The sequence below is a fragment of the Archangium violaceum genome, from assembly GCF_016859125.1.
Lineage (GTDB): Bacteria > Myxococcota > Myxococcia > Myxococcales > Myxococcaceae > Archangium > Archangium violaceum_A.
Genome location: NZ_CP069338.1, coordinates 11,486,714 through 11,499,431, shown reverse-complemented (window position 1 = coordinate 11,499,431; position 12,718 = coordinate 11,486,714). Strand labels below are relative to the sequence as shown.

General features: G+C 69.7%; 10 protein-coding genes. All 10 read left to right on the top strand.

The window, feature by feature from the left end:
* Positions 1–21: 21 nt before the first annotated feature.
* Positions 22–1,566 carry a bifunctional phosphoribosylaminoimidazolecarboxamide formyltransferase/IMP cyclohydrolase gene (gene purH / locus JQX13_RS48490; protein ID WP_430384130.1) on the top strand — a complete coding sequence of 515 codons (1,545 nt, stop codon included), beginning with the start codon at positions 22–24 and terminating at the stop codon, positions 1,564–1,566.
* A gap of 3 nt (positions 1,567–1,569) precedes the next feature.
* Positions 1,570–4,881, top strand: a complete 3,312-nt coding sequence (locus JQX13_RS48485) for a tetratricopeptide repeat protein (protein ID WP_203406174.1) — start codon at positions 1,570–1,572, stop codon at positions 4,879–4,881.
* 1 nt (position 4,882) lies between these two features.
* Positions 4,883–6,151 (top strand): phosphoribosylamine--glycine ligase, encoded by a 1,269-nt coding sequence (gene purD, locus JQX13_RS48480; protein ID WP_203406173.1) that lies wholly within the window; start codon positions 4,883–4,885, stop codon positions 6,149–6,151.
* Positions 6,148–7,260, top strand: a complete 1,113-nt coding sequence (locus JQX13_RS48475) for an LptF/LptG family permease (protein ID WP_203406172.1) — start codon at positions 6,148–6,150, stop codon at positions 7,258–7,260. The genes purD and JQX13_RS48475 overlap by 4 nt, the downstream gene beginning before the upstream one ends.
* A complete protein-coding gene (locus JQX13_RS48470) occupies positions 7,257–8,357 on the top strand; it encodes an LptF/LptG family permease (protein WP_203406171.1) in 1,101 nt (366 codons plus the stop codon). The genes JQX13_RS48475 and JQX13_RS48470 overlap by 4 nt, the downstream gene beginning before the upstream one ends.
* Positions 8,354–9,595 carry an O-antigen ligase family protein gene (locus JQX13_RS48465; protein ID WP_203406170.1) on the top strand — a complete coding sequence of 414 codons (1,242 nt, stop codon included), beginning with the start codon at positions 8,354–8,356 and terminating at the stop codon, positions 9,593–9,595. The genes JQX13_RS48470 and JQX13_RS48465 overlap by 4 nt, the downstream gene beginning before the upstream one ends.
* A 158-nt stretch (positions 9,596–9,753) precedes the next feature.
* Positions 9,754–10,044: a helix-turn-helix domain-containing protein gene (locus JQX13_RS48460; protein ID WP_343211051.1), complete on the top strand. Its 291-nt coding sequence runs from the start codon at positions 9,754–9,756 to the stop codon at positions 10,042–10,044.
* Positions 10,045–10,121: 77 nt separating this feature from the next.
* Positions 10,122–10,484 (top strand): response regulator, encoded by a 363-nt coding sequence (locus JQX13_RS48455; RefSeq protein ID WP_203406168.1) that lies wholly within the window; start codon positions 10,122–10,124, stop codon positions 10,482–10,484.
* 103 nt (positions 10,485–10,587) lie between these two features.
* Positions 10,588–11,151, top strand: coding sequence for a hypothetical protein (locus JQX13_RS48450; protein WP_203406167.1), 564 nt, complete (start codon positions 10,588–10,590; stop codon positions 11,149–11,151).
* A 183-nt stretch (positions 11,152–11,334) separates the two neighbouring features.
* Positions 11,335–12,432 (top strand): nuclease, encoded by a 1,098-nt coding sequence (locus tag JQX13_RS48445; RefSeq protein ID WP_203406166.1) that lies wholly within the window; start codon positions 11,335–11,337, stop codon positions 12,430–12,432.
* The last annotated feature ends 286 nt before the right edge of the window (positions 12,433–12,718 follow it).

Below are 12,718 nucleotides of genomic sequence, written 5' to 3'. Positions count from 1 at the left end.
CAGACAGAGGCGTGCATACCCGTGCTGGCTCTCCTCAGCGTTTCCGATAAACGCGGTCTGGTCCCCTTCGCACAAGGGCTCGTCCGGCTCGGCTTCGAGCTGCTCTCCACCGGAGGCACGCTCGCCGCGCTCCAGGTGGCGGGTGTCCCCGCGAAGAAGGTCTCCGATTATACCCAGAGTCCGGAGATCCTCGGGGGCCGGGTGAAGACGCTCCACCCCCGCATCCACGGCGGCATCCTCGGACGGCCGGACGTGGAGGGGGACCAGGCGGAGATGGCCGCCCACGGCATCACCCCCATCTCCCTGGTGGCCGTCAACCTCTACCCCTTTCGTCAGACGGTGGCCTCCGGTGCCCTCGAGGCCGAGGTCATCGAGCAGATCGACATCGGCGGGCCGGCCATGGTGCGCGCCTCGGCGAAGAACTTCCGCCACGTGACGGTGGTGGTGGACCCGGACGACTACGAGTCCGTGCTGCTCGAGCTGGAGCGGTCCCGTGCCACGAGCGAGGAGACGCGCCGGCGGCTGATGCGCAAGGCCTTCGCGCACACCGCGGCCTATGACGCCTCCATCGCGGGCTGGCTGTCGAAGGAGGCGGGCGAGCCGTTCCCCCATGAGCTGTCGCTCACGTTCCAGCGGGTGCAGGGCCTGCGCTACGGCGAGAACCCGCACCAGCGCGGCGCCTTCTACCGCGAGCACTCCGCGCCCGATGAGCCCACGGTGGCCTTCTCGCGCGTGCTCCAGGGCAAGGAGCTCTCCTACAACAACATCCTGGACCTGGATGCGGCGCTGGGCCTGGTGCTGGAGTTCCCCGAGCAGCCCTGCGCGGTCATCATCAAGCACAACACGCCCTGCGGCGTGGCGTTGGACGAGTCGCTGGTGACGGCCTACCGCACCGCGCGCGCCATCGACGAGGTGTCCGCGTTCGGCGGCATCGTGGCGCTCAACCGCGAGGTGGATCGCGCCTGTGCCGAGGCGCTGGCGGAGACGTTCCTCGAGGCGGTCATCGCCCCGTCCTACTCGGCCGAGGCCCAGCAGGTGTTGTCGGCCAAGAAGAATCTGCGCCTGTTGGAGGCGGGCCCCGCGCTGGCCTCGTCGGCTGCTCGCCCGAGGGCCCAGCTGGAGGCCCGGAGCGTGTCAGGCGGCCTGGTGCTCCAGGACAAGGACTCGGTCGAGCCGCCGCTCGACTGGAAGGTCGTCAGCAAGCGGGCTCCCACCCCCGAGGAGGAGAGGGCTCTGCGCTTCGCCTGGCGGGTATGCAAGCACGTGAAGAGCAACGCCATCGTGTTCTCCAATGGTTCCAGGTTGCTGGCCGCCGGAGGAGGGCAGACGAGCCGGGTGGACTCGGTGAAGATCGCCGCGGCCCGGGGTGGCGAGGCCCTCAAGGGGAGCGCCGTGGCCTCGGATGCCTTCTTCCCCTTCAGGGATGGGCTCGACGAGGCCGCCCGGGCGGGGGCCACCTGCGTGGTGCAGCCTGGCGGCTCGGTCCGCGACTCAGAGATCATCGCCGCAGCCGATGAACATGGAATGGCCATGGTGCTCACGGGAGTGCGACACTTCCGGCACTGAGCCATGCGGATCACCTGCCAAAAATGTGCGGCGGCCTACGCCATCGATGATCGGGTCATCACGCCCAAGGGCGTGCGTGCGCAGTGCCCACGCTGCCGTCACCTGCAATTGGTGAAGCGCGAGGAGTTTCCCGCGCCCAAGCCCGCTGTCGCGGCGAAGCCCGCTGCCGCGCCCAAGCCCGCCGCCGCACCGAAACCCGCCGTCGGGGCGAAGCCCGGTCCCGCCTCCGCCGCGAGACCGGCGACTCCGTCCGCTTCCCTGTCCGACGAGCTCTTCGGAGACCTCGGAGATCTCGAGCCAGCGCCGGACCCCAACGACTCCCCCTCGGATTCGCTGCTGAACGACCTGTCGTCGATTGGCGCGTCGCCCGCTCCGTCCTCGCCGCCGCCGTCGAAGGACTCGCTGTTCGGAGATCTCTCCGAGCTCACCCAGTCGTCTCCGTCCAATCCGACGCTCGACATCGGCGCCACGTCCAATCCGGCGACCCCGTCCTATTCGATTCCGTCGGGAGATCTGCTGTTCGACGAGATCGCCGCTCCGCCGCCCGAGCCACAGCCCAGGCCCGCCGCGCCCGTGCAGGCCAGGCCGGTCGAGCCCGCGCCGCAGCCCCAGCCCGCCGCACCGGCGTTCCCCGAGCCGTCCGACGACGCGCTGTTCGACTTCAACGCGCCTCCTGGATTCAGCGCACCGCCGCCCGCGCCGGCTCCCGCCCCACCCAGGCCGGTCGCACCCGTGCCGCAGCCCAGTCCCGCCGCACCGGTGGCCGCCCCGGCGTTCCCGGAGCCGGCCGACGACGGGATCTTCGACTTCAACGCGCCTCCTGGTTTCAGCGCGCCACCGCCCGCGGCGGCTCCGGCGTTTGCTCCGGCGGCCACGGCGGCTCCGGCGCCGGAGAACGATCCGCTTCTCGACTTCTTTGGAGCACCGACCTCGCAGCCAGAGCCTCCTCCCGCCGCGCCCATCAGGGCCGCCGTGCCGGTGGCCGCTCCGGCTCCCGCTCCCGTTCCCGCGAGGGCTCCCGCCGCGACGCCGAAGACGTGCCGTGAGTGCGGCAAGTCGTTGGTGGATCCGTTCGACCAGGCGCTCGGCGCGTGCGAGGAGTGCCGGCAGCGCGTCCAGAAGCCCACGCCCGCTCCCGCGCCCGAGAGCCGGTCCGTGGAGGTCATCGATCTGCCGCCGCTGGATTCGCCGATGTCGGGCGGTGGAGCGGTCACGTCGCTGCCGCCCGAGCCGAGGTCCGTCCCGGCCGCGCCCGTGCTGGCGGCCGAGCCTCGCAGCGCGGTGCGTCCCGGTGGGGTCCAGCGCAACGGCGTGGCCGTGTCCGCGTCCAGCGGAGGTGGCCGGGGTGTCCTGATGGCGGCCCTGGTGGTGCTGCTGCTCGCCGGTGGTGGCGGGGCCGCGTACTTCTTCGTTCCCCAGGTGAAGGAGTTGGTGGGCCAGACGGCGGGGGGTGGAGGGGCGTCGTCGACGTCGTCGAACAAGTCCGAGGCGGCCGCGCTCCCTCCCGCGGTGGAGGCCGTGCTGCCTCGCTGGCAGCTCATGTTCATGGACGCCGGCAAGGGTGACAGCAAGCAACTGCTCGAGCAGGGGCAGACGCTGCTCGCCAAGGATCAGCGCCTCTCCTACTCGGAGGCGATGGAGTCCTTCCAGCGGGCGTTGCTGTTGGATCCGAAAAGTGACGCGGCCATCAGCGGCTATGTCCAGGCGCTCGCGCTCGGCTCTGGCTCGCGGATGGACGACTCGACCTTCCAGGAGGCACGTGCACTCATCGAGGCCGCCGAGAGCCGGGCCAGCCGCGGTCCGGACCTGCTGGTGGCTCACGCGAACCTGCTGCTTGCTCGCTCCAATGTCTCGGAGAACGTGGACCAGGCGCGCCAGCTCGCCGAGGAGGTGCTGGCCAACACGAAGGAGGGCACCGCGGCCCACAAGGCCGAGGCCCACCTGGTGCTGGGCCGTGTCTTCCTGACGTCGTCCCGGGAACTGGCCAACGAGCACTTCGAGTCGGCGCTGGCGATCGCCTCGGATCTCCATCGCGTGCACTACTACCGCGCGCTGGCGGACGAGACGGCGGGTGACTACGCGCTGGCGCTCGATCGGTTGCACAAGCGGCTCGAGCAGGATCCCGATCACTGGGAGACCCGCACCACCCTGGCTCGCATCCTCATGGAGGTGGGCGAGGTGGATCAGGCGCGTCAGCTCTATGCGTCGCGTCTCAAGAGCTCGCCGGGGGACTTCCAGGCGCTCCTGGCGATCGCGGTGATGCGCTACCAGGTGGAGGGCGGCGTGTCCGGTGGGCTGGGAGCCCTGCGCGGCCTGATGCGCAACCGCGACAAGTACGACGAGCGCGAGGTGGCGGACCTGTTGCTGCACGTGGCAACCGCGGAGCGGCTGGCCAGGAACCTGGAGCCGGCGGCCAGGGCGGCTCGCGAGTCCCTGCGGTTGATGAAGAACAATCCGGCGGCGCACCTGCAGCTCTTCCTGGTGTCCGTGACACGCAAGGACGCGGCGGCGGCGGCCGAGCACCTGGCCGCCCTCGAGGGCCACCTCGACGAGCCGGCGCTGGAGAAGATGCTCGAGGGCCGGCTGCGGCTGCTCGAGCGCAAGCCCGCCGAGGCGATGGCGCTCTTCCTGGAGGCCGCGCGGATCGATCCACGCCGGACGGATGCCCTGCTGATGGCCGGTGTCTCCGCCGCCCAGGACGGGCGCCGGGACGAGGCCTTCCGCGTGCTCGCCCAGGCGCTCCAGGCGGATCCGATGCGGCTCGCCCCACGGCCGGTCGTCACCTCCTTCTACATGCGCCCCGGAGAGCTGCTCGAGGGACTCGAGGGCTCCATCGTGGCGATCGCCCGGGGGAACGGCGACCTCCTGGCCCTCCTCTACGAGGGGCTCCTGCGCTTCCACCAGGGTGACGGCGCCGCGGCGGAGAAGCTGTTCAAGAAGGTGATCGACATCGACTCCACCAACGCTCCCTCGTTCGCCTACCGCGCCTTCATCGCTCTGGGCCGCAAGGACATGAACGCGGCGAAGGGCCATGCCGTTCGTGCGGTGGCGGGTGGGCGTCAGGTGGCCATCGCCCATCTCGCCCAGGGACTGGTGCTGGCCGAGACCAAACAGGCGGAGCTGGCCAAGCGCTCGCTGCGCGAGGCGGTGACACTCGCTCCCAAGCTCTACTCGGCGGTGGTGCGGCTGGCCGAGCTGGAGTCCGGATCCTCCAGCCGCGACGTGGTCCGCGGACCGTTGGTCAGGCTCCTGGGGCTCGATCCCTCGTACCTGCCCGCCAAGCGCGTCCTCTACCTGCTCGACAAACGAGGTTGACGTGAAGGTCCTTCTCCTCGGCTCCGGTGCGCGGGAACACGCGCTCGCGTGGAAGCTGTCCCAGAGCCCCCGGTTGACGAAGCTGTTGGTGGGCCCGGGCAATCCGGGCACCGCTCGCGTGGGCACCAACGTGCCGCTCCAGGCGGATTCGCCCGACGCGGTGGTGGCGCTCGCCCGGAAGGAGCAGGTGGACCTGGTGGTGGTGGGCCCCGAGGCCCCGCTGGTGGCGGGCGTGGCGGACGCGGTCGTCGCGGCGGGCATTCCGTGCTTCGGGCCGGTGGCGGGGGCCGCGCGCATCGAGGGCTCCAAGGCCTTCGCCAAGGAGATCATGGACGAGGCGGGCGTGCCCACCGCGGGTTTCCGGGTGTTCACCGACGTGGCCGAGGCCGAGGCCTACGCGGTGAGCCAGGGCCGCATCGTCGTCAAGGCGGACGGGCTGGCCGCGGGCAAGGGCGTCATCGTGGCGCAGGACACGCGGGCCGCTCGCGAGGCGGTGCGCGCGGTGGGCGCCATGGGCGTCGCGGGCCAGCGGATGGTGTTGGAGGAGCTGCTGGAGGGCGAGGAGGTCTCCGTCATCGCCCTGTGCGACGGTGAGCGCTACGCGCTGCTCCCGCCGGCGCAGGACCACAAGCGGGTGGGGGAGGGCGACACCGGACCCAACACCGGCGGTATGGGCGCGTACGCACCGGCGCCCTTCCTGTCCCCCGCGCAGCTCGCCGAGGTGGGCGAGCAGGTGATCGCCCCGACGTTGGCGACGCTGCGGCGGCGGGGAATCCCCTTCCGGGGTGCGCTGTATGCGGGGCTGATGCTGACGCGCAGTGGACCCAGGGTGCTCGAGTTCAACGCGCGTTTCGGAGATCCCGAGACGCAGGTGTTGATGATGCAGCTGGCGGAGGACGTGCTTCCGCTGCTGGACGCGTGTGCGCGGGGTCGGCTGGAGTCCCGCCCGCTCTCGGTCCACCCCGGAGCCTCGGTGGGCGTGGTGCTCGCCGCGCACGGCTACCCGGAGGCACCGATGCGGGGTGATCGCATCGAGGGGGTCGACGCGGTGCCGGCCGATTGCCCGGTGTTCGTCGCGGGTGTGGAGGACAAGGGGGATGGGTGGCTCACGGCCGGTGGCCGGGTGCTCACCGTGTGCGCGCGTGGCGCGGATCTGGCGCAGGCCCGCGCCCAGGCATACGCCGCCGTGGCCCACCTGCGTTTCGAAGGCATGCATTTCCGCCGGGACATCGGCGCCAAGGGTCTGCGGGCGCCAGCCGTGACGCCGTGAAGCTGCTCTCCCGTTACCTCCTGAAGGAACTGGTCATCCCCCTGGTGGTGTGGGTGGTGTTCCTGTTCATCCTGCTCTTCGTCATGCAGTTCCTGCGGGGCACGGATGTGATCCTCGGGTCCGCGGTGACGCTGGAGGATCTCGGGCAGCTCATGTTCTATCTGGCGCCGCACTTCCTGATGATGGCGCTGCCCATCGCCTTCCTGCTGGCCATCCTCCTGGGTCTGGGCCGGCTGTCGGAGGATCGCGAGATCACCGCGCTGCAGGCGCTCGGCATCGGTCCCGTGCAGCTGCTCGCGGGGCCGTTGGCCATCGGCGCGGTGCTCGCGGGGTTGATGCTCCTGCTCACCTCCACCGCCGAGCCCTGGGGGCTCACCAGCGTGAAGGAGTTCGTCGCGGAGATCATCAAGAAGAACGTCGTGGGCGACGTGAAGTCGGGCGTATTCTACGAGGATCTCTCCAACCTCACCCTCTACGCGGAGACGGTGGACGACGAGGAGCACCGGTGGACGAACGTGCTCTTGCATGACGATCGCGAGCCGTCCTCGGCCCTGCTCATGCTCGCGCGCAACGGCCGGGTGAACACGAACACCGTCGGGCAGGTGCTGACGCTGGAGCTGGGCGATGGCGAGGCACACCGGGCGGACCCGAGCGCCGCGTCCTACTCGGTCGTCACCTTCCAGCAGGGGGACATCGCCGTGGGCGTGGAGGGCTCCATGGGGCGGCGCAACCGCTTCCGCTCGCCGAAGGAGGAGCTCACGCCGAGCGAGCTGCTGCAGGCGGCCGACGAGGCCCAGCGCACCGGGGGAGATCCCCGGCCCTTCCTGATGTCGCTGCACAACCGGGTGGGCCACGCGCTCGCGCCGTTGTCCTTCGCGCTGCTGGGCACGCCGCTGGCCATCGGGCGCAGGCAGGGCGGGCGCGCGTGGGGCTACCTGTTCACGCTGGGCGGCTACGTGCTCTTCTACCTGCTCATGCGCTTCTTCGAGCAGATGGGCCAGCAGGGGAAGATGCCGGTGCTGTTGGCGGGCCAGCTGGCCAACATCGTCTTCTGCGTGGCGGGCCTGGTGGCCATGTACCGCGTCAGCCGCTCGGGGACGGTGCGGTGAACGGGACGCTCTTCCGGTACGTGGCCCGCACGTACATCGTGTTCTCGGTGGGCATCCTCGCCGCCGTGCTCACGGTGTTCCTGGTGGTGGACTTCGTGGACCGGGCGCGCAACTACACCGGCGAGGGCTGGGTGTGGAACGTGATGCTGCTGTACGCCAACAAGGCGTTGGTGGCCACGCAGCAGCTCGGGCCGGCGGCGCTGCTCCTGGCGGCGGGGGCCTCGGTGTCCTCCCTGCGCAAGCGCGGCGAGGTGACGGCGATGCAGTCCCTCACCTTCGGACCCAACGCCCTCTACCTGCCGGTGGCGTTGTGCGTGGCGGTGGCGTGCGTGGGGCTCGTGGCCTTCGACGAGTGGGTCGTCGTCAAGGCGGCCCAGCGCGTGGAGGAGATCTCCATCCAGCGCTTCAACCGTTGGGGTGACTGGGGCCTGTATCACAACCCCAAGCAGTGGTTCCGCAAGGGTGACCACATCTTCTACCTGCGCGGAGGCAGCGCGCAGGAGGGCTTCGAACAGGTGGCGATCCTCACCGTCACCCCGGAGTTCCGGCTGGCGCGTCGCCTGGACGCGAAGCGCATGCTCCCGGTGGAGGGCACGCGCTGGAAGCTCGAGGGCGTGGTGGAGCGCTCCTTCACGAAGGACGGCCAGTCCCAGGTGCGAGAGCTGGAGGAGGCCGAGTACGACCTGGGAGCCACTCCCCAGATCTTCCGCATCCGCCCTGGGCGGCCCGAACAGATGCGGGTGCCGGTGTTGCGTGAGCAGATCATCGCGCGCGGAGAGGTGGGGCTGAGTACACGGCAGTTCTCGCTCACGCTGCACAACCGCTTCGCCTACCCGCTGGCGGGCTTCCCCGCGGCGATGCTGGCGGTGGGGCTGGCGCTGCGCCCGGGACGCAAGGGACACCTGACGGTGGCCATCGTCGAGGGGTTGCTCATCTCCGTGACGATGTGGAGCCTGATCGTGGTGGCCCGGACGCTGGCGCTCTCCGAACGCATGTCGCCCGTGGTGGCCGCGTGGCTCCCGGCCATGCTGCTGGTGGTGGCCGCGACCGTGTTGTGGCTGCGTGGTGAGGGCCTGCTGGGGAGGAGCGGGGCGTGACCGTTCGCGCCGGGGTGCTCGAGCGCGGGTTGCTGGTGTGTCTGGCCCTGTGGGGCGTGGGGTGCTTGTTCCTGGAGGGGCTCGCGGCGGTGGGGTTCGCGGGTTGCGCGCTGGGGGCACTGGGGGCGGCCTGGCGGAGAGGCGTCACGGTGCGCGGAGCGCTGCGCGCCTGGGCCCCCCTGGTGGCCTTCCTCGCGTGGGCCCTGCTGGTACCGACGCTGTCGGGCCATCCGCCGAGCGGCACGGGCGTGGCTCGCCTGCTGGACTTCGTGGGCATCCCCGTGGCGGCGGTGGCGCTCGGCCAGCTGTCGGACGCGCGCAGGGTGCGCCTGGCGTGGGTGCTGGGCGGGGTGTTCCTCGTGTCGTGCGCGGTGGCGGGGCTGCAGCACTTCGGCGTGTGGCCCGGGCCCGAGGCCTGGGCTCCGTTCGCGTGGACGCGCCTTCCGTTCGATCGCGTCTATGAGCTCGTTCCCGGCACGGAGAACCGCTTCATGGCCGGAGGCCTGCTGTTCCACCGGCTGAAGTTCTCGCACATCGGCGGCATGATCGTGGCCTTCGCCCTGGGCATGGGGTTGCTCCTGGAGGGGCGGCGACGGACGGCGGCGTTGTGCGTGGCGGCGGTGGGGCTCGTCTCCGTGGGCCTCTTCCCCTACGCGCGAGCGGCCAGCGTGGCCCTCGTGGGAGTGATGGGGTTGGTGGTGCTGCTCGGCCTGCCGAGGCGCGTGGCCCTCCCGGCCTGCGCCGCGGTGCTGGGACTGGCCGTGCTCACGCTGACCCTCAACAGGCCCCTGCGCGAGCGCTTCCTCAACAGCACCACCCAGCAGGGCTCGGGGAGCCGGGCGGCGCTGCTGGAGACGGGCCTGTGCGCGCTGCGCCAGAGCCCCGTCACGGGCGTGGGCCCGGGGCGATTCCAGGCACGCCTCTACGCCACTCCCGACATGCCCGAGCAGGCGCGTGAGCACCCGGGCAAGTCGCACAACCAGTTTCTCAGCATGGCCGCCGAGACAGGTGTCCCGGGGGCCCTCCTGTTCGTGGTGTTGCTGGGCTGGCTCGCGCGGCGCCTGCCGAGGACCCGGCCCGAGGGGCTGGGGGCGCTCGGGGCGCTCGTGTTCTTCTGCCTGTTGTCGTTGCTGCACGATCCGCTCTTCCACACACAGGCCTCGCAGGCCTTCGTGCTGATCCTCGGCGCGGGGTTCGCCGGGCCTCCTGTACCCGAGAACAAGCGGTCCGCTTCGTGACACGTGCGGCCTCTGGCGACCCCAGAGCAAATGCAAGGTCAAGCCCAGAACATGCGCACTTCACAGCGCGCGGGGCCCCCCCAATTATCCTGGTGATGGAGAACGAGAAGAACAGGCTGGCTGGAGGGGGGCGTTTGCACCTGCAGTTCGGCGACCACATGCGTCGCCTGAGGACCGCGCGGAGACTCACCCAGGAGAAGCTCGCCGAGCGCAGCGAACTGTCGGTCGATGCCATCCGGCGCATCGAGCGCGGATCCTTCTCGCCCTCCCTGGAGACGCTGGGGAAGTTGGCGGGTGGCCTCAATGTGTCGTTGAAGACGCTGTTCCAGGGATTCGAGCGAGATCGCAACGATCAGGTCGCGGAGATCTGCGACTTCCTCTCCCACCGCTCCGGACGGGAGGTCCAGCTCGCCTGGCGTGTCCTCCAGGCCATGTTCGAGGAGCGCTGAGTCCCGAGGGAATGCCGGTACGAACCGGCAGATGTTCCCTGTTGCTACCCGGCCCGCTGGCCTATGCACGGCCGCCTATGGCGGCCAACCCCCTTGTCATTCTCCTGGTCGAGGACGAGAGCGATCTGCGCGAGGTCATCGAAGCCGCGCTGGCGGATGCGGGGTGCCAGGTGGTGAGCACGACCGATGGAGACAGCGCGCTCGCGTGGTTGTCGAAGGGGCAAAGACCCGCGCTGGTGCTGCTCGACTTCATCATGCCGCGGATGCACGGCTGGGCGTTTCTCGAGCGGCTGCGTTCCGACCCGACCCTCCACGATGTGCCGGTCGTGGCCATCAGCATCCTGGCGGAGACGCATCCGGCTGTGACCGCGGCCTTGCGCAAACCCTTCGAGCTGGCCTCGCTCGTCGAGACCGTACGCCGGTTCACCCGCGTGCCCTGACGGGAGGGGGATGAACAGTAATGTCACAAAATTATACGTTGTCCCCAGGAGGACTTTTGTGACAAAGGCATTCCTCAACCCTGATTCCTGGAAAGGAATGCTCGTGAAGAACTCCTGGCGTACCTCCGTGGTGATGGCGGCGGCGTGTGCCGTCGTGAACCTCGGCTGCAGCTCCGAGACGACGCAGCAACCCACCGAGAACCTGCCGCCCACGTCCCAGCGTGCGCCGGAGCCCGTGGCGGTCGCGAAGAAGGCCGCGGCGCTCGACAGCAACACCCTCCTGTATTGCCAGCAGGCGCAGGACGAGTACGCGCACTTCGAGCTCGTGAAGACGAGCACGGGCTACGAGGCGGCGCTCGTGTCCCTGGATTACGATCCCTGGGATTGCCGCTGCGAGTACGAGAAGCGCGAGGTGCTCGGCACGTACACCTCGTGCCGCGTGTCGACGACCGACTCGCGCATCGTGACCTGCTACAAGCTCGAGTCCAACGGCACCATTGGCAAGGTCGCCTTGTGGAGCACGCGGATCAGCAACACGCAGCTTCCGCTCACCAGCGGCCCGGAGTACACCTACCAGGAGCTGAACGTGGCGGCCGTCAACCAGAACCCGGGTTACACGCCTCGCCGCGACTTCAAGTACGACCTGGCGGACTGCCAGGGCCAGTAGTTCTCTCGAGCCAAGCCGGAGCGCGGAGCCGGGCCTCCCAACGGGGGGCCCGTTGAACGCCCGTTCCGCCGCGCGCTCTCCGGCCGTGCACGAGGCGCACGCTCCGCCGGCTGTCTCTTTTCGCCGTGTGTGCGCTGTACCCTGGGCGATCCCCGGTGTTGTTCCACACCGGGTATTCGCCGCATGAGCGCACGCCTGATCGAACAACTCCACGAGGACGTCCGCGCCCGCGCCGAGAACCGTCCCGGGGTCTACCGCATGAGGGGACCCTCGGGAGAGGTGCTCTACGTGGGCAAGTCGGTGAAGGTGCGCACGCGGCTGCTCTCCTACTTCCGGGCCCAGCGTGGGGAGAAGGCGGCGGAGATCATCGGGCACGCGCACGGCGTGGAGTGGGACTACGTCCCGAGCGAGTTCGCCGCGCTGCTGGAGGAGTTCCGGCTGATCAAACGCTGGCGGCCCCTCTTCAACGTGGAGCACAAGCGCGACAGCTCGCTGTGCTTCATCAAGCTGACGCGCGAGGCCGTGCCCCGGCTGCTGGTCGTGGGCCACGTCATCAACGATGGTGCCGAGTACTTCGGTCCCATCCGGGGCCGACAGGCGGCCACCGGGGCGGTGCGGGCGGTGAGCGATCTTCTGGAGCTGCGCGACTGCCCCTCGGACACGCCCATGCGGCTGGCGGATCAGATAGAGCTCTTCCGTCTCCGGGAGGATCCGCGTTGCATGCGCGGCCAGGTCGGGCGCTGTCTGTCGCCGTGCGCCGGGGGTTGCACGCGTACCGAGTATCTGGCGCGAGTCGCCCAGGCCCGTGACTTCCTGAATGGCGTGACGGACCAACCGCTCGCCCTGCTGCGCGAGCGGATGAGCGTCGCGGCCCGGCGCCTCCAGTTCGAGTACGCGGCCGAGCTGAGGGATCGGGCGGAGACGCTGGCGCGCGTGCAGGCCGAGTTGCTGCGGATCGGCCAGTTCGTGGAGCGCCTCTCCTTCGTCTACACCGTGCCGGGCCATGGTGGAGAGGACCGCGTCTATGTCGTGCGCCGGGGCAGCGTGCGCGCGGAGCTCCCGGTTCCGAGCACCGCCCAGGAGCGACTCGTCCTGGAGGCGAGGGTGGGCGAGATCTTCGAGCGGCCAGAGCCGAGGGCCATTGGCCTGCGCGCGCACGAGGCGCAGGAGGTCCTGCTCGTGGCTCGTTGGTTCCGCCTCAACCCGGACGAGCTGGAGAGGACCCTGCCCGTGAGTGCCCGGCCCGGTGAGCAGGACGTGGCGAGCGGGACTCCGGGGTAGGCGGCCACCTGCCTGGGCGCGCCGGCACCTCCTGGTGCTCTTCGCGGTAATCTATATTTTTTCTTGTAAATATTGTTTCTTGCTTGTGGCTGACCTGGGCTGAATTTTCCAGTCCCTCCTGATGCAGGTGGAGGGTGACGAAAATTGGCTGAAGACTGACAAAATTTAGCTGGAGGGGTGACGAACTTTGTCAGTGTTTCGTGTGAATTGGTTCACAGCGTATGTCAGAGGTGCTTGGTAGGAAGCTCCTCACTCGGGCTTGAGGGAAACGGGCCCGGGTGAACGA

Excerpts from the sequence above, each read along its gene's own strand:
- JQX13_RS48485 (WP_203406174.1), top strand. The coding sequence starts at position 1,570 with ATGCGGATCACCTGCCAAAAATGTGCGGCGGCCTACGCCATCGATGAT.
- JQX13_RS48460 (WP_343211051.1), top strand. The coding sequence starts at position 9,754 with ATGCGTCGCCTGAGGACCGCGCGGAGACTCACCCAGGAGAAGCTCGCC.
- JQX13_RS48455 (WP_203406168.1), top strand. The coding sequence starts at position 10,122 with ATGGCGGCCAACCCCCTTGTCATTCTCCTGGTCGAGGACGAGAGCGAT.
- JQX13_RS48445 (WP_203406166.1), top strand. The coding sequence starts at position 11,335 with ATGAGCGCACGCCTGATCGAACAACTCCACGAGGACGTCCGCGCCCGC.